This is a genomic window from Bacillus sp. AK25 (assembly GCF_048270685.1).
GTDB classification, from domain to species: Bacteria; Bacillota; Bacilli; order Bacillales; family Bacillaceae; genus Bacillus; species Bacillus altitudinis.
Map to the genome: position 1 here is coordinate 454,345 of NZ_JBLUWC010000001.1, position 18,895 is coordinate 473,239.

Here is an 18,895-nt window from a genome sequence, read left to right on the forward strand (position 1 = left end):
GTTTTTTTATTTAGACGACTTTCGTCCTTTTTGCCCGTCGCTTTTGATTTGTTTGGTACGTTCGATAGGCTTTCCAAGCATTGGCACATAAAAGCCCTGTGAGTAAGTAGGATAAGCTGTTAAATAAATAGAAGTCCACACATGAAACGACAGCACAGAGGATACCAAAGATGATTTGATCACGATTCTTTGCTGGTGAAGTAGGTGGATCAGTCAACATAAAGAATGCAAGGAACAAGACGGCATTTAAGTAGGGCGTCATAAAAGCAGATGAAGCATCCGTTAAGCCAATGAATCCCAATATGAGGTGAATGAGTCCGTATGCGGCTAGAAAGGCGAAAACTTGCGGGAACTTTTGTACGCGGCTTGTCACCAAATAACCGCCGACCACCACAAGGAATAGGGTCCACCAAGGTAGAAGAGACATACCGCCCCACCAGCTTTGATTGGAAGAAAATAAAATGACTGAGAGCCATAAACCAAACGCAGCTGGATTCAAAATCGGCTTCTTTTGATAAGTGATGACATGCTTAGATAAAATGGCTACTGCGGCTGTGAAAGTAGATACAGCAAAAGAAGTGGCTGGACTGAGAACAATGCCAATAATCAGCCCTGTGAGCAGAGCTCCATCAGGGAATGTGTGTTTATTGTTTTTCCAAACCACTCTTGAGATAAAAGAGTCAAGAATTAGTGCTGTCCCGATGCTGGTGGCAACTGTAGTGAGACCACTAAGAAATCCAGTGTGCAGACTGCCGGCGGCTAGAAGAACCAAAAGAATGGCAATGACATGCCGTTTCGGCGTCCGAATGTAGGTTTTTAGTGAAGGCGATGATTTCAAAAATGTTTGGTCTGTGGTTGGTGCTGGCTGTAATTCCATGATGGAACCTCCTTCATCTCCGGTGTTAGGGTCATATCAGCATCTTGATCCACCATCACGGCAGGTATTTCATGTTCGGCTAAAAAAGAATAACCTCCTTCTCTACCTAATAAAAAAGCAGCTGTAGAGAGACTATCTGCGAGCATACCGAGTGGTGCAATGACGGTACAGCTTAACAAACTTTGTTCAGACTGTTTCGTTTGAGGGAGAATCAAATGGTGCGTATGAGGATCATTACGGCTGATCCGTTCATAGCTTCCAGATGTACAAATCGCACAATTAGTCGTTTGAATGACCGAGATGTTGGTCTGTTTGTGAATGGGATGCCGAATCCCAATTGTCCACTCTTCTTGTTGTTCGTTAAATCCAGATACCAACACATCCCCACCAGCATTCATCATAAAGCCTTCCCATGCTTCAAGCTCTTTTGCGGCAAGATCGCACGCAAATCCCTTTGCAATAGAACCGAAATCCAAAATAAGCGGTTTGTTCAAATAAATCGTCCGATTCGTCTCGTTTAACTGGACGTCACGGTAATGAACAGCTGTATGTGGTACGTCATGTGATGAAAAAGTTTGTCCTGTTGTATATAAACGATCGAATCCTTTTTGTTCCATGACTTTCCCGATGGTTGGATCATACTTTCCATTTGTTAATTCAGCTAACTCTAACGCATAGGCTGTTAAATCGAAAAGCATTTCACTGACTAATACCTCTTGCTTTGAACGATTGGCTAACTTCATGACTTCCGAATCAGAGCGAAAACGGCTAAACCGATGTTCGATATCGTAAAAAATGGAAAAAGCGCGATTGATGTCTTCTAAAACAGCTCGTCGATCTTCTTCATAGGCAACCACTTGAATATTGATAACAGTTCCCATAGCCAGCATGGATTTTTGATAAGTCATCAGTTTTTGTTGTCCTAACCATTTCATCATAGTGTCTCCTCTCTATGCCTTTGCCTGCTCTAAAGCCTGAGCAACGGCTGTTTCAAAATCCTGAGTACTTAATGTTGCACCGCTCACCGTATCTACATCAGCACTTTGTCTGATGACCACTTCATTGGGTAATGATGAAATGGAGCTTTGTCCGTATCTAGTGTTATCACTCGTAATCTCGACAGAAGTGATATTTCCTTGTTTGATGGTAACAGATACACTGATAGAGCCAATCTCATTTGATCCAGTACCAGAAAAAGTACCATCCTTGAGTTCAGTTTCTGAAGTGGTATCTTCTGTTTGAGTGGCGGTAGTATCTGATGTGAGAGATGTATTGTTTGAAGAAGCGTCTACTTGTGTATTTGATTGTGCTGTCTGAACGGCTTGAGCGTGATGGGTAGTTGCATAACCAGTGATGTATAAGCTGCTGATAGCTGCGGTGCAAAGACTAATCATTTTCTTATTTATTTTTGCCATGATGTATCCTACCTCCTAATACGATCTACTATATAGAAGAAATTTGAACAAACCATGAACAAGAAAAGAACGATTTTAGATAATGGGTATGAAGAATCAAAATATTGCACGTTATCGTTTATCATTTATTTTTGACTGTGGTTCATTTATCAGGTAGGATGAAATAAATCTAAACCTTGCTCACGCAATCAAAAAGGAGTGTTTCGGCCATGAAAAAGAAAATATTGATGTTCTTACCTTGTGGCTACGGATACTCCACTGCTGTTTTCTTTTAGGATAGACAAAAATTGGTGAAGTCTGTCTACAGGAGGAAAAACACGCAGAAAAATCATAGTGAGTGAGGGATTTACATGGAAAAAATTACGAGAAAAAACCCAGAAAGTATGCCGAAACCCGTTGGCAACTACAGTCATATCACAAGGGTGCCAAAGGGTGCGGGGTTATTTGTGACATCAGGTCAAGTAGGGACAGGAGCGGATGGACAGATCCCATCAAGCTTAAACGACCAAGTCACCAATACGTTTGAAAATATAAAGAGAATCCTTGCATCAGAAGGGTTAAATGAAGAACACGTCATCAAAGTCAATATTTGGGCAACAGAAGAAATTGATTGGGATCATCTATATCCACAGTGGGATGCAATCTTCAAAACGGCATATCCATCAATGACCGTTGCCTATGTGACTGCATTAGGGTGGCCAGAGCTGAAAATCGAAATAGAGCTATGGTGTGCGGATATTTAATCAAAAAAAGAACAGTGCAAACTGTTCTTTCAGCGTGTAGCCAAACCCTCGCATTCTTTGTCAGTCCTGCGTGCTGGTGCTCACGAATGTCAAATTCGCTCCGCTCCAGTACTCGTCCTTCCTAGACTGCAAAGGTTTTCTATCACGCTGAAAAGAAGACAAAGGGCTAAAATAAAGAATCATTTTAGCCCTTTGTCAACAATCTGAAAGAACAGTGCAAACTGTTCTTTTTTTGATGAGTATTTATGAAACAGCTTTGAATCGCTTTGTAATGAATGCACCGAGAAATGCACAGACTGTGTAGACGATGACCCAAATGAGAAAAGATTCATTTCCACCAATAAAGGTGAACATCAGAATCACACTCGCTACCAGCACAATCAAGGTGGGAAACCAAATGTTCTTTAAAAACAATGTACCGAAAATACCAATCAGCACAGAGATCATAGGTAAACCAAATACAACGAATAAGACAAAAACAGCCATGTTAATTACTCCTTTGAACCAAATCAACTATTTACATAAAAACATATAACAGTGCTGCACCCATATGCGGAAGGGCAAAGATGATGAAAAGAAACGCCGTATCAAGACGAAACATCCGGTGTTCTTTTGTTTCAGAGTGATAGGCCGCTCGTGCCTCTTCCCCGTTGGTCCATGCACCCATAAGAAATCCAGATGCAACGAACGCAATAATAGAGATTCCACCACTGACGAATCCAATCCATTCATGGTGCTGTAATAAGAGCGCCGCACTGCAAATCAACAGCATGGAGCAAACACCAGCAAAAAAAGCATGTTTCTTTCTCATTACGCTTCACTCCTTCGGACAGCTATTAGGAGACCGCATCACATATTTCAATGAAATGTCCATCAGGATCAGACACATAACTGACCGTTTGTCCCCACGGCTTCTTGGCAGGTTCCTTGATGACAGGTACTCCTTTTTCCTTCAAGGACGCAATGGTTTCATTCACATCATCCACAACAAAGCCAATCTCAAACGTTTGTGACGAGCTAACTGCCTCTGGAACAGGCAGACCAAGTGCCTCTTTCACATCTTGGCGTGAATTAATCGATAAGGTCACTTCTCCTGTATCAAACTCAACATAGGATTCAACCCTCAATTTAATCGGGAAACCGAGAATATGATGGTAGAACTGAATACTTGCTTCAACATCGTTTACATATAGAATGGTATATTTCATTTTCATATGGAAAGCTCCTCTCTTCATATACGTGTCAAAACCGGAAAGGTTTCCCACTCATTTTAACATATAGGTCATAAGAATTATTAAATTCCAAAAAAACCAATATTTTCACCTCAATCGTCTTGAAAAACAAAATGTGGTGACATATGATAAAAATGTAAAATGAGAAAAAATAGGGGGGAACTTACATGTTGAAAAAAATCATGGTGGCTGTCATATCATTCGGTCTTTTACTTAGCTTTACACAAGTTGACACTCACACAGCGGATGCAAAGACAGTCAAGTACAAAAACTGCAAAGCACTCAACAAAGTGTATAAAGGCGGCGTGGCAAAAAGCAAAAATACGAAAAATAAAGGTGGAAAAACGAAGTACAAGCCTTATGCATCAAAAGCACTTTACTTAAAAAATAAACACCTTGACCGTGATAAAGACGGCATTGCGTGTGAACGTTAAGAAGAAGAAAAAAGACCTGTCACAAGGTCTTTTTTCTATGGGATCAAACTCGTCCCTTTGTGCCATCTTCATCTTTATATTAAAATAAAGATAGATTCAAAAAATGATACAAAGTGGGGTACTCAATTTGTCAACACAAGCTGATAAGAAAGACATCCGATTGATTGCCATTGATATGGATGGCACGCTGTTAAACAGTGAGCACGTCATTCCTGAGGAAAATAAACAAGCCATTAAAGAAGCAGAAGCCAAAGGGGTCCATGTGGTGATTAGCACAGGACGTACGCTGATGACATGCCGAGAGCTGGTCGAGCCGCTGAAACTCTCTTCCTATCTTGTCACAGCGAACGGAAGTGAAATTTGGGATTCAAACTTCCAGTTGATCGAACGGGAACTGCTGCATCCCGATCACGTTCAGATGATGTGGGATCTAAAAAACAGATACGAAACCGATTACTGGGCATCTACTGTGGATAAGGTGTGGAGAGGAGAATTTCCTGAACGCATTCATGACCACGAATGGTTGAAATTTGGTTTTGATATTTATGACGATGCTGTTCGTGAGGAAGTCCTCCATACATTGAAAACAAATGGACAGCTAGAAATCACGAATTCCAGTCCAACCAATATCGAAGTCAATGCAGCAGGCATTAACAAAGCGGCAGCTCTTGCAAAAGTAGCAGAACGCATTGGCTGCACAATGGACAATGTCATGTCACTTGGCGACAGCCTGAATGATATGGCGATGATTCAAGAAGCCGGATTAGGCATCGCAATGGGCAATGCACAAGAAGTTGTGAAAGAAGCGGCTGATTGGATTACGGCTCCTAATACAGAGCACGGGGTAGCAAAAGCCATCCAGCATTGGGTGCTGTCTAAATAAACGAGTAGAAAAATAGATTGTTGACAATGGGCTAGAATGAACTTGATTTTAGCCCTTTGCCTTCTTTGCGTAGGACGTACAAAGAATGCGAGAGTTTGTTTACACGCGGAAAGTGAGAGGACATGCCCTCTCACTTTTATTATTTTCTCCTAATTCTATTGTTATACGAGCTTGAAATACATTGGTATAAAGGGGTTTTAGATGTCGGTCATAATGTATCTTTCAGCAAATGCGCCGCACTTTATGGGATAGCGAAAGGCTCGGTTCAAAAACATATAGAGAGAGCAAGGAAAAAGATCGTTCAAAAGGTAGAGGAATTAAGAGCGGGAGAAAGGGGACTTGCTGATGTTGGGTGAACCGCCTGCAATTGATAAAAAGGAAACGAGAAAAAGAGTTGAAAGGATTCTCGACAACTACCGCTTATATCTTTCTTCAAGTCCCGGCCGATATGCTGCCGAAGATAACAGGAGGATTCAGCATAGTGCCTCTCGCCACAACCAACGCTTTCCGCTCATCTACTGAAAGCACAGCAATTAAACCGATTGAATGGGAACAGAAACGAAATGCCTTTCTTGAGAAGGTACAAAGAGCAGTCAATCGTCTTCCATATAACGAGAGGCAGATCATTATAAAACGTTACATGCAGCAAGAACCTGTTTTCTATTACCAGGTATACAATGAAATCGGCATGAGTGAAATATCATATACACGCTTGAAAGGAAAGGCATTCCTAGACTTGGCGTATGCGCTCAATGAAGTTGTATATAAAGCACCCGTTTAGAGTTGTTTTTTTCGTTCGACAAATTTTGCGTTCCCCTAAACATTGTAAATCTTATCCGATAATAAAATTAAGGAGTGAGAAAAATTGAGTGAAAAAAAGAATGTAGAAACTAATACTGAAACAAAGAATGAAAAATTATTGGAATTAGAGAATGTGATCTACACATATCCAGAAAAAGAATTGCTACCATATTTTTTTGAAGAATTTAAACATGGTAAAAATAAGGATCATTATAAGGATAGTATAGAGAATCTTCATGATTTGGATATTGAATGCATTGAATTTGCAATATCTAGGTTTTCTTATATTGATAATAATAAAGATCCAAATAGAAGATATTTACCTATCATTGTTCCTTTATTTATTGCATACCTATCTTTTCAATATAAACTTATTCCAAATAAATTAATTTGGTCTCTTTTTGTAGCTGTCTCAATTTTATGGTTAATGAGAGAATTGAATAAAGACAGAAAGGACAGAAGCATTGCAAGTTCAATGTTAAAAACATTTGAACAAGTCCATACTAGGAAACAGAAAGATAACAAATGAATTTCGTAATTAGTTCCTTCTGTATTTAAACTTCAAGAGCATCCTTCGGGGTGCTTTTTTATTTTGGCTTATTATTGGCGTAAAACTGGCGTATTTTTGGCGCAGCATGACGGGAAAACGGTTGTAATATTGTATTATGCGATAGATTGAGAACGGGCTTCCAAACCGTAAGTCACTTTTTTGTTCGACAAATTTCGTAAATAGTTCCATATGCTTACTTTCTGCCAATATTTAGGTGTGGATGTCTTCATGGCAACTATGCTAAACGAAGTACTTGTAGATGATAATAAGATATTTAGTTTGTTGAAATTCTCTAAGAAGGAATATCTTGAAGATTTAAGGGAAGGGAAATTATACCTTAATAATTTTCAATACTTTAGAGACGTTGATAAAGAAGAGAAAAGAAAAGGACAAGGAGATGCGTATGATCTTAGTTTGGGGATGGATAATTTTGTCAATTTCGTCATAACCAGGTGACGTTTTCCTCTCAAATGAACTATAATTAATAAAATTTCATTTGAGAGGGTGATTATGGTGAGAAATGAATGGTATAAATTTTTTAAACATCATGGCTTAGATACACTTGAAGATTATGCGGATCATGTAGAAAGTACTCTAGATAATGAACTTACGAAAATAGATAAATATATTGAAACATTTGAGACAGAAGAAGAAAAGGAATTTCATGTCGATCGAATTTATGATGAAATAGCAGCTTATAGAGATGAATTTCCAGCAATCATGAGAGCTTCATTGCTGATTAGTATCTACTCTTACTTAGAACATGAATTAAATAAGTTATGTCGATTTCATAATGCCGAAGGGTTTTTGATATTTAAAACCAAAGCCACTGGCATAGCACGATCAAAAGAGTTTATGAAAAAAGAACTTAAGATGGATTTTCCTGACCAAACAAAGGAGTGGAATTTCATTTGTTATGTAAAGAAAATAAGAAATTGTTTTGCTAATGCACAGGGTCATATAGATATGATGAGTCAAGGTTTACAAGATAAGGTTAGGCAAGCAATTAAATCATTAGGAAAAGATTTAATTTCCGAAAAGGAGTCTACAAAAGAAATACAGTTACACGAAAAGTTTAATGAGGAATTTATAAAAAATGCAAAAAAATTTCTTGACTATATTTATGAAGAGATAAAGTCCCCCCCGACATTGAACGGTGTGGGCTTTTTGCTTCCTGGAAATCGGCGTCCCCTCAACTTTAAAAAAAGTGTTGAAATGGAGTTTTGATTTTTCCCGTTTTTTACGGTTTTTCACTCATTCATAAAAATGGCTTGATCCTTTACAGGTCTTGAGATAGAGCGGAATTACTCATTTGTTTGATTGCCTAAAATTAATAGGTGCTGAAAGGTGGTGGTTTTTATTGGCGAGACGAAAAAAAATGACGGACAGATTAAAAGGGCAAATATCAAACGAAGAACGAGAGCAGCGGCAGCAGCATGAAGAAAAATTGAAAGGCATTTCGCCATTGAAAGAGAACCCGCCTTATTGGCTGTCAACAATGGCAAAAAACGAATGGATTAGAATTTACCCTCATATTATCGAGCTGCCTAACCAGGCGCTAATCATGTTTGGCAAACCTGTTTGCCGATCAGTGAGGACCAGGTAAACACATTAACAGAAACTTTATACCTTGCCTTCTCAATGGTCTTTACGTTAGTAACAACTCTTGTCGCATGGTTCAAAAATAACTATGTGACCGATAAAGGAAAATTACAGAAAGAAGTCCTGAAACAAAAAGGACTAACGAAGTAAAGAGCTGCCACGTGGTGGCTCTTTTTATATTAAATTGATCAAAGGAGACGATGAACGTGGTAAAAATCATTAAAGATTTTATTTCAACAAACTACAAGAACCGTCCTGGCAATTACATGAAGCCTTTATATATTACGGTCCACAATACTGCTAATACTAAAGAAGGAGCAGATGCAGCAAATCATGCAGCGTTTGTAAAGCGATCTAGCACAGCGGTGAGCTGGCACTTTACAGTTGATGATAAAGTCATTTATCAACATCTGCCGTTAAATGAAAACGGATGGCATGTAGGAGATGGCCGGGGAACAGGTAACATGAAGTCAATTGGTATTGAAATTTGTGAAAATGCTGATGGTAACTTTGAGAAGGCAGTTGAGAACGCTCAATGGCTAATTCGTCAGCTGATGCATGATCAAGGTATTCCATTGGCCAACGTTGTGCCACATAAGAGATGGAGCGGTAAACAATGTCCCCGCAAGCTGCTTAATCGTTGGGACAGCTTCCAAGCCGGGATCGCCGTTGCTCACACAAATAAAAAGCCGACTGTTAAACCAACAACAGCAGCACCATTCAAAACAGCAGCTTCCAAGCCTGCTAAAAAGTCATACAACCCGCCTACTGGCATTTTAAAAGTTACAAGGCCCTTACAGAGAGATCAGCAGTGAAAGCCGTACAAGAAGCCATAGCGGCGGTTTACTACTACCCGGATAAAAAGGCAAAAAACAACGGGATTGACGGTTATTATGGACCGAAAACAGCGGATGCGGTCAAGCGATTCCAATTGATGCACGGTCTTGCCGTCGACGGCATCATGGTCCGAAGACTAAAGCAGCTTTAGAAAAAGCATTGAAATAAAGAAAAACCCCTCTTTTAGAGGGGTTCATGCTGTCGGGAGAATCGACAGTCTTTTTTCTTTTTCATCGGTCAGCTTGACCTTTTTTTTTATATTTTTTTATTGCAAACATTGCAATTCCTATTAAAATTAAAGCTGGTATACCATAAGCAAATGCTTGGTATACAATATCTCCTACTGCCATTCGATAACCCCCAAGTAATCTTAGTAGTAAGTGTTGCCCTGTGCTTTAGCTTTATCTTTACCTACGATGAGGGAAACACTTCGTGTTATACTGCCTATTCCTCCACCGATAACCAATGTAGCTGAAAGCCTAGCTTCTGCTTTTTTGAAATCAGTTTCTTTCTTCCTGATGATTCTCATCTTCGGATTGCTGTAACTACCTGTTACTGTCCAAATGTTCCACTTTCCAGCACTAGAGATTGAATCAAACCCACCCTGGACATGAGTGTAGCTGGCTTTAAAACTTAATGAAAACGTACCACTATTGTTGTAATAAACTTTCCTGCCAGAGCAGTTAGTGTAACCTGAACCGCCTTGGCACTTTCCATCTGTAATGCCTACTTTTAGAACAGAGAAACCGGGTTCATCAACAGCCGATTGAGTATAGGAACCATCAGCAAAAATGTAAGTTATTTCATAACCATTATCTGTTTCTTTTTTAATAGTGTCAACAGCTTTTTCTTCCGGCAAAATAAAAGAATCCAAAGCTTCTCCATTAGCAAGCTTCTTCAATAGTTTATCTTGAGTTTCAAAAGATACTACTCCTTCATTCTCCATGTTTTGCTTCACTTTCTCTAGTTGATCCTTAGTAAAACCACTCTGATCTTTAGGACTATTGCTTTGAGTTTCTTGGGCAGATACTTGTTGTGGTAAAGATAATCCAATTGTCGCAAAAGTAATCACAAATAAAAAGACTAATTTCTTCATTTTTCCCTCTCCCTTAACAAATTTTTCACCAATTATATCTACATCAAAACCAATTCTCTAATCAAAATGCAATAGACTATAAGCAACCCTCCCTATGACAAACACTAACATACGATATATACATAAATAAACATATTTAACATTAAATAGGTAAATACAACCGTGTATTTTAGATACAATTGATCATAAAGACCCTCTTAGTGGTTTTTCGATTTGTGAAAGATAAGATAGATTTTTATTTATACAGAAATCATCACTCAATCTATATTTTCCCGCAGAACCAGGTTGAAAAAATTCGTATATTTTAATGATCTACTTCTTTATAAAACCACTATTACTCACATGTCTCCTTTATAGGAGCTCTTTTTTGCGGTTTCTTTTCGGTGTGGAATTATTCGGAAAATGATAATATATGTCATTATAGGGAATAGCAAGGAAGGGGTAGGGTCTTATGGAGATAGTTCTATCTTCTCATGTCGGTATGAAAATCAATGAATGGTATTATCATATTCAAAGATTTAACGTACCGGACGCCGAAGCATATAAAGAAGAAATAAAATCTTTGCTCGATGATATGGAAGAAAATCAAGATTTATTATTGTATTTCTCACTCATGGAGTTCCGACATAAATTAATGTTGGATTATTTGAACCCATTGGAAAATGGGAAAGAGCGCGCCAACTTTAGAGAGTTAGCAATGAAAATAAAAAAGGATCAAGAGAAATTAACAGGCTTGCTAGATTATTATTTTAACTTTTTCTACGGCATGTACGAATTTGAAAACTATGAATACCTCAACGCTATTACCTTCTACAAACGAGCAGAAAAAAAGCTATCTCTTGTAAGTGATGATATTGAACGTGCCGAGTTTAATTTCAAGATAGCGGAAATCTATTACCACATGAAACAAAACCACATGTCTATGCACCATATAGCCCAAGCAATAGATTGTTACAAAGAAAAAAACACTTATACTGTTAGGCAGATACAGTGTTCTTTTGTTATTGGATTAAATTATATTGATATGGGTTGCCCTGAAAAAGCAATGCCTCATTTTGAATACGCACTAAAAAAAGCTTCTGACAACTCAACAAAAAGATTAAAAGGATCGGCGCTTTATAATATAGGATTAAGTTATTTCCACAATGATGAACTACTAATGGCTATCAAATACTTTAACGAATCAATCCATTCATTTAAAGAACAAGGATACGAACATTTAAATAAAATTCTTGATCCGATGGTTATGTTGACAAAGTCATATTTTAAAACAGATCAAAATGATTTAGGGTTATACGCCTTAAACGAGGGAATAGAATTGGCTGGAAAATTGAAAGATGACATATTTCTAAATACATTCACTCTATTGAGATCATTGTATTTAGAAAACAATGTTAGTCGTTTAAAAGAAGCAATGGCTTATTTGGAGTCAAAATTTCTTTATGCGAATCTTGAAGATTTATCGAAAGATGCGGCGAAGCATTATAATAAGGCAGGAGATAAAGAGCGTGCAAACGAATTTTATGAGAAGATTCTTTATTTCCAACTCCAAATTAAGAGAGGGGATTGTCTTTATGAAATTTAAATCAGTAGCAGCCGTATTAATTATTGTCAGTGTGTTAGGTGCTTTTAGTTATGTTTCATCTAACGATATCCATAATGAAGCCCAACGGGGACATACAACAAGTATCGGTTATTTTGCTTAATTAAAAAAGCCCTTTTCGGGGCTTCTTTTTTATTTGAATCTCCATTCCTGCTTCTCCTTATCCCACGCCAGTTCATTTCTAGACATAAGGTTTCTAACGGTTTTTCTAATGGACTGTTCGTCTTTTCCTGATCATATTATATATGATCCTGTATAGCTTCCTCTCAAGATCATTCATAAAATCACCACCCTGGACTATCTTATTTGAATATCTTTTTCATTAGCTTGCCGGTTGTTTTACCCGCAGCACGTCGCATGATACGTTTTCCGATAGTACCCTTTTGAACGGCGTTGACGTCACTCAGGTATTTTGATGTTTTATAAAGGAATGATCTTATTTTGTTTACGTTCCTTTTACGTCTGTCCATTATTAAAAAACTCCTCCGATACTACCCCAAATGAATGCTTTTGTCTGCATTTGTTTTCAAACGTTTGCTCTTGTGTAATGTTTAAAAAGGTTGATAGAATAACCTTTTTGAGAATGAGACCGAAAGTTTGCAAGAGACACATTCTCCTAGTTCTATTGTTATATTTTCTGACAATTTCATGTGCAGTCTATCCAAAGTTGGTATAATCAATATAAATTCGAATATTCGGACTTTCTATTCCGTAATTCGGAACGACAAGGAGGGGTCCTATGTATCAAGTGGATATTAACTGTGATTTGGGAGAAAGTTTTGGTCAATACACCATCGGTTCAGATGAACAAATTCTTGAATATGTTACCTCAGCCAATATTGCATGCGGTTTTCATGCGGGAGATCCAACTGTGATGAGAAAGACGGTTAAAATGGCACTGGATAAAGGGGTTCAAATTGGTGCACATCCAGGTCTGCAAGATTTAGTCGGTTTTGGCAGACGTCCAATCGCTATCTCAGCAGAGGAAGCCTATGATCTTGTGATCTATCAAATTGGTGCACTATCAGCCTTTCTGAAAGTAGAAGGCGGTACGATGCAGCACGTCAAACCACATGGCGCCCTTTACAACATGGCGGCTAAAAATACTGAATTATCTGAATCGATTGCGAAGGCTGTGTATGATATTGATCCTAACCTTGTGTTATTTGCGCTGTCAGGCAGTGAACTTGCGTCAGCAGGGGAAAGAATCGGTCTTCAAGTGGCACATGAAGTTTTTTCTGATCGCACGTATCAACCAGACGGGACACTGACATCCCGCCGTGAACCTCATGCACTTATTGAAGAGGATGAAAGGGCAGTTCAGCAGGTCATCCGTATGGTAAGAGAGGGGAAAGTGCGGACAGTGCAAGGGGAAGATGTTCAGCTCAAAGCAGATACGGTGTGCATCCACGGGGATGGCAGTCACGCGCTTCAATTTGCAAAAACCATTACAGCGAAGCTAAAGGAAGCCACTATTCAACTCAAGGCCTTTCGATAAATCGTCATCAAAGGGGGAAACAGCATGAAAAGAGAGAAAGCCAAACAGATGAAAGCTCCAAAAGGGAACCGTTCTATGCTGATGGGCGCAGCCTTTTTAATGGCAACGTCCGCCATTGGACCGGGATTTTTAACACAAACAACAGTGTTCACACAGCAGCTCGCAGCTAGCTTTGGGTTTGTCATTTTGATTTCCATTTTGCTAGACATTTTTGCGCAAACAAATGTATGGCGTATCATTGCCGTCTCGGAAAAAAGAGGACAGGACATTGCCAATATGGTTCTGCCGGGTCTTGGATATGTGTTAGCCTGTTTGATTGTCATTGGGGGGCTTGCCTTTAATATTGGAAATATCGCCGGTGCGGGTCTCGGTTTTCAGGTCATATTCGGCGTCGATCCCCGCATAGGGGCTGGGGTCAGTGCAGTCATTGCCATTCTCATTTTTGTCATCAAAGAGGCAGGAAAAGCGATGGACCGATTCACACAAATCGCTGGTTTTGTCATGATTGGTCTGATGCTGTATGTGGCTATTTCCACAGCACCGCCAGTTGGAGAAGCTGTCATGAGAACTTTCGTGCCAGAGAAAATTGACATGTTATCGATTGTGACACTTGTCGGCGGGACAGTTGGTGGCTATATCGTTTTTGCTGGTGGTCATCGTCTGCTGGATGCTGGCATTAAGGGGAAGGAAGCATTGCCCCAAGTGACGAAAAGTTCCATTTTCGGTATTTTGATCACATCCGTAATGCGTGTGGCTTTATTTTTAGCCGTTCTAGGAGTTGTCTCAAAAGGATTACAGATTGATCCGTCGAACCCGCCTGCGTCTGTTTTTCAATTAGCATCTGGAAATGTTGGATATAAAATGTTCGGGATTATTATGTGGGCTGCCGCCATTACCTCAGTCATTGGAGCAGCATACACCTCCGTTTCTTTCTTTAAAACCTTCTCACCAAAAATCGAGAAAAATCAACGAGGCATTATCGTTGGATTCATTGCGCTCTCGACCATTTGTTTTATCACGATTGGAAGACCTGTGAACATATTGATTTTGGTTGGGGCCATCAATGCATTGATCTTGCCGCTTGCACTCGGGACATTGCTGATTGCTGCCTATAAAAAAGAAATTGTCGGTGATTATCGCCATCCATTCTTTTTGACAGCAACAGGTGCGTTTGTTGTTGTCATCATGGCAATCATGGGCGGATATACCATCATGAATGAAATTCCAAAACTATGGAGCTGATCACATGAAAGCATATCAAACCTATGAGCCGTCACAAATCAGGGAATTGATTCGTAAGCAGAAGATCACAGGCCCAACGGCTGGCTTTGCTGAGGGATTTGCGCAAGCCAACTTAATGATCGTCAAAAAAGAGCTAGCCTTCGATTTTCTTTTATTTTGTCAGCGGAATCCGGCTTCGTGCCCTTTGCTTGATGTGCTCGACCCAGGTGATCCAGTGCCAAGGCGTTCAGCACCTGATGCGGATATTCGAACGGATTTCCCTAAATATCGTGTTTACAAAAAAGGGGTTCTTCAAGAAGAGGTAACAGATATTTCTTCCTATTGGGAGGATGATATGGTGGGCTTTCTCATCGGATGCAGCTTTACGTTTGAGCATGCACTGATGCTGAATGACATTCCTGTCCGCCATATTGAAGACGGTCATAATGTACCAATGTATCAAACGAACATTCCATGTGAAAGGGCAGGTGTATTCCATGGTCCGATGGTTGTCAGTATGAGGCCGATCCCAGCGCATCAAGTCACAAGAAGTGTTCAGGTGACATCTAGATTCCCATCGGTACATGGCGGTCCTATCCATATAGGCGATCCAGCTGTGATTGGCATTGAACATGTAGATCAACCAGACTTTGGAGAACCATCTGTGATCAAAGAAGGGGAAGTCCCGGTGTTTTGGGCATGTGGTGTGACGCCGCAAGCCATTGTCATGCACACTAAGCCAGACATTGCGATCACCCATGCACCCGGTCATATGTTTATCACAGATGTAAGAGATCAAAAGCTCGGTGTCCTGTAGAAAGAGAGGTGTCATAAGAGTGGCATTTTCAACGATAAAAGATACGATCAAGTTCCACCCGCTAGGAGACGCAGCCATTGTCATTCAAGCCGGGACTGACATAAGTGAAGACATTCATGAGCGTGTGAAGCAGCTGTTTTTATGTATTGAACAGCATCCATTTGACGGATATGTGGAAGCTGTTCAAGCCTTTACAAACGTGACCGTCTTTTATGAGCCCTATAAGGTGTATCAATCTGCTCAGCTTAAGCAACGTGCGATCTCTCCGTATGAATGGGTCAAAGACTATATTGAAAACCTCCTTGAAGACAACTGGCAGGAGGGGAATCAGGCAAAGCGCCGGATCGTCGACATTCCTGTATGTTATGGAGGAGAGCTCGGTCCTGACTTAGAAGAAGTCGCCCGTATCAATGGTTTGACGCCTGAAGAAGTTGTACGTATTCACACATCCGGGACGTATCTTGTCTATATGATTGGGTTTGCTCCTGGGTTCCCGTTTTTAGGCGGACTTTCTGAAAAAATTGCAGCTCCGCGTAGAGAAACACCAAGAATGTCGATTCCGAAAGGGTCTGTGGGTATTGCGGGGAAGCAGACAGGGGTTTATCCGATATCTACACCGGGAGGCTGGCAGCTCATTGGACAAACCCCTTTGTCCTTATTTCGGCCGAATGCTGAGAGACCTAGTCTTCTAAAGGCAGGGGACGAGGTTCGATTTGTTCAACTGTCTGAAAAGGAATTTTTCAGCATGAAGGAGGAAGATCGTTGAGTATGCATGTCATCAAGCCAGGAATGTTCACCACCATTCAAGATAAAGGGAGAATAGGCTATCAGAAGTACGGTGTGTTAACGAGCGGCGGCATGGACCCGCTCTCGCTCCGAATCGCCAACATCCTCACCGGGAATCAAGAAAACGAAGCGGTGCTGGAAATCACTTTAATGGGACCCGGCCCAGTGTTGACATGTCAGAAGGATCAGCTGATCGCCGTGACCGGTGCTGATGTGGAGATTGAGATTGACGGGGAAAAAGCGCCTCTATGGAAACCACTCTTCATTCGAGCAGGAAGCACGATCACCTTTGGCCCTTGTAAGAGGGGATGCCGCTCCTACCTCGCTGTAGCCGGTGGATTTGATGTTGAGCCGGTGATGAAAAGTAAAAGTACGTACGTCAGAGCGAAGATAGGCGGGATAGAAGGGCGTCCGCTAGAAAAAGGAGACGTCCTGCCAATTGGAGAACCGTCACCACTGGCGGAGCGCCTCGTTCACATGTTAAAAAGCAAAGGGGAACGTGCGCCAGACTGGACAGTCAATCATGCGCATTTTTTGCCTCTCGGGAAATCACCAGTCATTCGAGTGCTGGCAGGCAGACATCTATCTCATTTTCAGGAAGAATCGCAACAAGCTTTTTTCGAACGGTCTTATCAGGTCACTCCCCAATCTGATCGTATGGGATGCAGATTGAAAGGGGAACCGATTCGTTTAAAGCAAAAACTCGAATTGATTTCAGAAGCGGTTGCTTTTGGCTCTATTCAAATTCCTCCTGACGGCCAGCCGATTATTTTGCTCGCTGATCGCCAGACGACAGGTGGATATCCCCGAATTGGTGAGGTGGCAACAGTCGATTTGCCACTCATTGCGCAGGCGATGCCTGGTGCGAATCTCACGTTTCAACAAATTGACCAACAAGAAGCAGAGCAAGCCTTATTCACACAAGAAGCAGAAATGAAGGACCTGACGGCAAGATTAAAACTCGAAGCATTTTCGTTTTAGAAAAGGTGAGAAACATGCAGAACACAAATAAAACCGTTGTGAAATCAATGGAGATATTACGGCTTTTTATCACACACGAACAATTAACGTTAAATGACATGATTGAGCTCTCGAGCATGCCCAAAACATCTGTACACCGAATGGCCAACTCGTTAGCCGATATGGGATTATTAGAAAAGCATCCTTCAGGTGTTTACCGATTAGGATTGATGTTCCTTGAATACGGTCAGCTTGTCGCCGATCGCCTCGATATCCGTAGAATTGCAAGGCCCTTTATGGAAAACTTGCGTGATGAGGTAGGTGAGGCTGTTCAGCTCATTATTCGTGAAGGAGATGAAGCCATTTATGTGGAGAAAATGGAAGGAACGCAGCCTGTCCGGCTCTATACCGCTGTCGGAAGAAGATCCCCATTATATGCGGGAGCTTGTGCGAGAAGTATTCTTTCCTTTTTGCCAGAGGAAGAGAGACTTGCCTATATTGATTCGGTAGAGCTCGGGAAAATCGGGATCGGAACCATTACCGATAAAGATGTCCTGCGAAACATGATCGAAGAATCAAACAGGCGCGGATATACGTTAAGCTATTCAGAGCTTGAAAACTATACTGCGGCTATTGGAGCGCCCATTTTCAATCATCACGGAGAAGTGGCAGCAGGCATTAGTATTGCGGGGTTTGAGGCAGGCTATCAAAAGGAACGGCTTCCTTATTTAATTGAGCAGGTCAAAAAAGCGGCCAGCGGCATTTCAAAAGAATTAGGTTTTGCATCTGAACAAATAAAAAGCCAATGACCGTTAAGATCATTGGCTTTTTGCGTGTTCATGATTAGAAAGTTTTACCTAAAGCTTTTGCACGTTCGATCGCATCTGCTTTAATTTGTTCTGCTTTTGCAGGCTCAGCATTGTGACCTTCAACAATAAGACCTTCGAAAGAAGGAATACCGAAGAAGTTTGCAATTGTTCCAAGGTAACGGTGACCTGCTTCTAGTTCAGCAGCAGGACCTTCAGTGTAATATCCGCCACGTGCTTGGATGTGTAGCGCTTTTTTGTCTGTTAGTAATCCAACAGGACCTTGCTCAGTGTATTTGAATGTTTTACCAGCTACAGCAACAGAGTCGATGTATGCTTTAAGAACTGGTGGGAATGAGAAGTTCCAAAGTGGTGAAACAAATACGTATTTGTCAGCAGAAACGAATTGATCGCTTAATTCGTTTAGGCGAGCAACTTTCGCTTGCTCTTCAGCTGAAAGTGTATCGAAGCCAGCACCAGATTGAAGCTTGCCCCATCCAGCGAATACATCTGCATCAATGTGAGGAATGTTTTCTTTGTACAAATCGATATGTACAACCTCGTCACTTGGATTTGCTTCCTTATAAGATTCGATAAATGCTTTAGCAGTAGCCATACTGTAAGAAACTGTTTCATCATGCGGATGTGCAGTGATGTATAAAACTTTTGCCATGTTTATTCAATCCTTCCTGTTTCAATGATTTTTTTAGCGTATCCCAAAGATACACTGAATA

Annotated in this window: 23 protein-coding genes and 2 pseudogenes; 17 read left to right on the forward strand and 8 right to left on the reverse strand. The window is 40.6% G+C overall.

The window, feature by feature from the left end; genetic code table 11:
- Positions 1-10: 10 nt before the first annotated feature.
- Genes ACNO7B_RS02185 through ACNO7B_RS02195 form a run of 3 tightly spaced genes read right to left on the reverse strand, consistent with a single transcriptional unit; the run spans position 11 to position 2,292 of the window.
- Complete coding sequence (locus tag ACNO7B_RS02185; protein ID WP_417901100.1) at positions 11-877, reverse strand: RnfABCDGE type electron transport complex subunit D; 867 nt, start codon at positions 875-877, stop codon at positions 11-13.
- On the reverse strand, positions 835-1,812 hold the full coding sequence (locus ACNO7B_RS02190) for an FAD:protein FMN transferase (RefSeq protein ID WP_417901101.1): 978 nt from the start codon (positions 1,810-1,812) through the stop codon (positions 835-837). Before ACNO7B_RS02190 ends, ACNO7B_RS02185 begins: the two co-directional genes overlap by 43 nt.
- A 15-nt stretch (positions 1,813-1,827) precedes the next feature.
- The gene (locus ACNO7B_RS02195; protein ID WP_336750127.1) at positions 1,828-2,292 is read right to left on the reverse strand and encodes an FMN-binding protein; all 465 of its coding nucleotides are present in this window, start codon (positions 2,290-2,292) and stop codon (positions 1,828-1,830) included.
- Positions 2,293-2,642: 350 nt separating this feature from the next.
- Between ACNO7B_RS02195 and ACNO7B_RS02200 the strand changes: the two genes are divergently transcribed.
- On the forward strand, positions 2,643-3,035 hold the full coding sequence (locus ACNO7B_RS02200; protein WP_007498112.1) for a RidA family protein: 393 nt from the start codon (positions 2,643-2,645) through the stop codon (positions 3,033-3,035).
- Between the two features lie 243 nt (positions 3,036-3,278).
- On the opposite strand, the gene ACNO7B_RS02205 is transcribed toward ACNO7B_RS02200, so the two are convergent.
- Genes ACNO7B_RS02205 through ACNO7B_RS02215 form a run of 3 tightly spaced genes read right to left on the reverse strand, consistent with a single transcriptional unit; the run spans position 3,279 to position 4,249 of the window.
- Positions 3,279-3,521, reverse strand: coding sequence for a DUF2651 family protein (locus tag ACNO7B_RS02205; RefSeq protein WP_417901102.1), 243 nt, complete (start codon positions 3,519-3,521; stop codon positions 3,279-3,281).
- A gap of 31 nt (positions 3,522-3,552) precedes the next feature.
- The gene (locus ACNO7B_RS02210; RefSeq protein WP_065459860.1) at positions 3,553-3,846 is read right to left on the reverse strand and encodes a DUF5316 family protein; all 294 of its coding nucleotides are present in this window, start codon (positions 3,844-3,846) and stop codon (positions 3,553-3,555) included.
- 25 nt (positions 3,847-3,871) lie between these two features.
- On the reverse strand, positions 3,872-4,249 hold the full coding sequence (locus tag ACNO7B_RS02215; protein WP_008347199.1) for a VOC family protein: 378 nt from the start codon (positions 4,247-4,249) through the stop codon (positions 3,872-3,874).
- 200 nt (positions 4,250-4,449) lie between these two features.
- Between ACNO7B_RS02215 and ACNO7B_RS02220 the strand changes: the two genes are divergently transcribed.
- The 8 genes and pseudogenes from ACNO7B_RS02220 (at position 4,450) to ACNO7B_RS02255 (ending at position 9,542) form a co-directional block, all read left to right on the forward strand.
- Positions 4,450-4,701: an excalibur calcium-binding domain-containing protein gene (locus ACNO7B_RS02220; protein WP_396484135.1), complete on the forward strand. Its 252-nt coding sequence runs from the start codon at positions 4,450-4,452 to the stop codon at positions 4,699-4,701.
- Between the two features lie 103 nt (positions 4,702-4,804).
- On the forward strand, positions 4,805-5,584 hold the full coding sequence (locus ACNO7B_RS02225; RefSeq protein WP_417901103.1) for a Cof-type HAD-IIB family hydrolase: 780 nt from the start codon (positions 4,805-4,807) through the stop codon (positions 5,582-5,584).
- Positions 5,585-6,065: 481 nt separating this feature from the next.
- Positions 6,066-6,365 carry an ArpU family phage packaging/lysis transcriptional regulator gene (locus ACNO7B_RS02230; RefSeq protein ID WP_417901104.1) on the forward strand — a complete coding sequence of 100 codons (300 nt, stop codon included), beginning with the start codon at positions 6,066-6,068 and terminating at the stop codon, positions 6,363-6,365.
- A gap of 84 nt (positions 6,366-6,449) precedes the next feature.
- Positions 6,450-6,914 (forward strand): hypothetical protein, encoded by a 465-nt coding sequence (locus tag ACNO7B_RS02235; RefSeq protein ID WP_417901105.1) that lies wholly within the window; start codon positions 6,450-6,452, stop codon positions 6,912-6,914.
- Between the two features lie 249 nt (positions 6,915-7,163).
- The gene (locus ACNO7B_RS02240; RefSeq protein ID WP_417901106.1) at positions 7,164-7,391 is read left to right on the forward strand and encodes a hypothetical protein; all 228 of its coding nucleotides are present in this window, start codon (positions 7,164-7,166) and stop codon (positions 7,389-7,391) included.
- Between the two features lie 57 nt (positions 7,392-7,448).
- Positions 7,449-8,162, forward strand: a complete 714-nt coding sequence (locus ACNO7B_RS02245; RefSeq protein ID WP_417901107.1) for a hypothetical protein — start codon at positions 7,449-7,451, stop codon at positions 8,160-8,162.
- A 271-nt stretch (positions 8,163-8,433) separates the two neighbouring features.
- Positions 8,434-8,687 (forward strand): annotated as a pseudogene (locus tag ACNO7B_RS02250) (phage holin).
- A 56-nt stretch (positions 8,688-8,743) separates the two neighbouring features.
- Positions 8,744-9,542, forward strand: a pseudogene (locus ACNO7B_RS02255) (N-acetylmuramoyl-L-alanine amidase).
- Between the two features lie 202 nt (positions 9,543-9,744).
- On the opposite strand, the gene ACNO7B_RS02260 reads toward ACNO7B_RS02255, so the two are convergent.
- A complete protein-coding gene (locus ACNO7B_RS02260) occupies positions 9,745-10,470 on the reverse strand; it encodes a hypothetical protein (RefSeq protein ID WP_417901108.1) in 726 nt (241 codons plus the stop codon).
- Positions 10,471-10,921: 451 nt separating this feature from the next.
- Between ACNO7B_RS02260 and ACNO7B_RS02265 the strand changes: the two genes are divergently transcribed.
- From ACNO7B_RS02265 to ACNO7B_RS02300, 8 genes are all read left to right on the forward strand, one after another.
- Positions 10,922-12,055: a RapH N-terminal domain-containing protein gene (locus ACNO7B_RS02265; protein WP_041508275.1), complete on the forward strand. Its 1,134-nt coding sequence runs from the start codon at positions 10,922-10,924 to the stop codon at positions 12,053-12,055.
- Complete coding sequence (locus tag ACNO7B_RS02270) at positions 12,045-12,176, forward strand: hypothetical protein (RefSeq protein WP_255816864.1); 132 nt, start codon at positions 12,045-12,047, stop codon at positions 12,174-12,176. The genes ACNO7B_RS02265 and ACNO7B_RS02270 overlap by 11 nt, the downstream gene beginning before the upstream one ends.
- Positions 12,177-12,812: 636 nt before the next feature.
- Complete coding sequence (locus tag ACNO7B_RS02275; protein WP_417901109.1) at positions 12,813-13,571, forward strand: LamB/YcsF family protein; 759 nt, start codon at positions 12,813-12,815, stop codon at positions 13,569-13,571.
- A 24-nt stretch (positions 13,572-13,595) separates the two neighbouring features.
- On the forward strand, positions 13,596-14,813 hold the full coding sequence (locus ACNO7B_RS02280; RefSeq protein ID WP_007498097.1) for an NRAMP family divalent metal transporter: 1,218 nt from the start codon (positions 13,596-13,598) through the stop codon (positions 14,811-14,813).
- A gap of 4 nt (positions 14,814-14,817) precedes the next feature.
- A complete protein-coding gene (locus ACNO7B_RS02285) occupies positions 14,818-15,609 on the forward strand; it encodes a putative hydro-lyase (protein WP_008347189.1) in 792 nt (263 codons plus the stop codon).
- A gap of 19 nt (positions 15,610-15,628) precedes the next feature.
- On the forward strand, positions 15,629-16,375 hold the full coding sequence (pxpB, locus tag ACNO7B_RS02290) for a 5-oxoprolinase subunit PxpB (protein ID WP_065459866.1): 747 nt from the start codon (positions 15,629-15,631) through the stop codon (positions 16,373-16,375).
- Entirely contained in the window at positions 16,372-17,376 is a 1,005-nt protein-coding gene (locus tag ACNO7B_RS02295) for a biotin-dependent carboxyltransferase family protein (RefSeq protein WP_417901110.1), read from the forward strand. The genes pxpB and ACNO7B_RS02295 overlap by 4 nt, the downstream gene beginning before the upstream one ends.
- 14 nt (positions 17,377-17,390) lie before the next feature.
- Complete coding sequence (locus ACNO7B_RS02300; RefSeq protein ID WP_007498093.1) at positions 17,391-18,164, forward strand: IclR family transcriptional regulator; 774 nt, start codon at positions 17,391-17,393, stop codon at positions 18,162-18,164.
- A gap of 34 nt (positions 18,165-18,198) precedes the next feature.
- Here ACNO7B_RS02300 and ACNO7B_RS02305 read toward each other — a convergent pair whose 3' ends face one another.
- Complete coding sequence (locus tag ACNO7B_RS02305) at positions 18,199-18,834, reverse strand: FMN-dependent NADH-azoreductase (protein WP_024720223.1); 636 nt, start codon at positions 18,832-18,834, stop codon at positions 18,199-18,201.
- Between the last annotated feature and the right edge of the window lie 61 nt (positions 18,835-18,895).

Coding starts and splice junctions, on each gene's coding strand:
- ACNO7B_RS02285 (WP_008347189.1), top strand. CDS start 14,818: ATGAAAGCATATCAAACCTATGAGCCGTCACAAATCAGGGAATTGATT.
- ACNO7B_RS02205 (WP_417901102.1), bottom strand. CDS start 3,521: ATGGCTGTTTTTGTCTTATTCGTTGTATTTGGTTTACCTATGATCTCT.
- ACNO7B_RS02225 (WP_417901103.1), top strand. CDS start 4,805: ATGATACAAAGTGGGGTACTCAATTTGTCAACACAAGCTGATAAGAAA.
- ACNO7B_RS02265 (WP_041508275.1), top strand. CDS start 10,922: ATGGAGATAGTTCTATCTTCTCATGTCGGTATGAAAATCAATGAATGG.
- ACNO7B_RS02215 (WP_008347199.1), bottom strand. CDS start 4,249: ATGAAAATGAAATATACCATTCTATATGTAAACGATGTTGAAGCAAGT.
- ACNO7B_RS02200 (WP_007498112.1), top strand. CDS start 2,643: ATGGAAAAAATTACGAGAAAAAACCCAGAAAGTATGCCGAAACCCGTT.
- ACNO7B_RS02270 (WP_255816864.1), top strand. CDS start 12,045: ATGAAATTTAAATCAGTAGCAGCCGTATTAATTATTGTCAGTGTGTTA.
- ACNO7B_RS02185 (WP_417901100.1), bottom strand. CDS start 877: ATGGAATTACAGCCAGCACCAACCACAGACCAAACATTTTTGAAATCA.
- ACNO7B_RS02260 (WP_417901108.1), bottom strand. CDS start 10,470: ATGAAGAAATTAGTCTTTTTATTTGTGATTACTTTTGCGACAATTGGA.
- ACNO7B_RS02195 (WP_336750127.1), bottom strand. CDS start 2,292: ATGGCAAAAATAAATAAGAAAATGATTAGTCTTTGCACCGCAGCTATC.
- ACNO7B_RS02275 (WP_417901109.1), top strand. CDS start 12,813: ATGTATCAAGTGGATATTAACTGTGATTTGGGAGAAAGTTTTGGTCAA.
- ACNO7B_RS02280 (WP_007498097.1), top strand. CDS start 13,596: ATGAAAAGAGAGAAAGCCAAACAGATGAAAGCTCCAAAAGGGAACCGT.
- ACNO7B_RS02305 (WP_024720223.1), bottom strand. CDS start 18,834: ATGGCAAAAGTTTTATACATCACTGCACATCCGCATGATGAAACAGTT.
- ACNO7B_RS02220 (WP_396484135.1), top strand. CDS start 4,450: ATGGTGGCTGTCATATCATTCGGTCTTTTACTTAGCTTTACACAAGTT.
- ACNO7B_RS02300 (WP_007498093.1), top strand. CDS start 17,391: ATGCAGAACACAAATAAAACCGTTGTGAAATCAATGGAGATATTACGG.
- ACNO7B_RS02190 (WP_417901101.1), bottom strand. CDS start 1,812: ATGAAATGGTTAGGACAACAAAAACTGATGACTTATCAAAAATCCATG.
- ACNO7B_RS02240 (WP_417901106.1), top strand. CDS start 7,164: ATGGCAACTATGCTAAACGAAGTACTTGTAGATGATAATAAGATATTT.
- ACNO7B_RS02210 (WP_065459860.1), bottom strand. CDS start 3,846: ATGAGAAAGAAACATGCTTTTTTTGCTGGTGTTTGCTCCATGCTGTTG.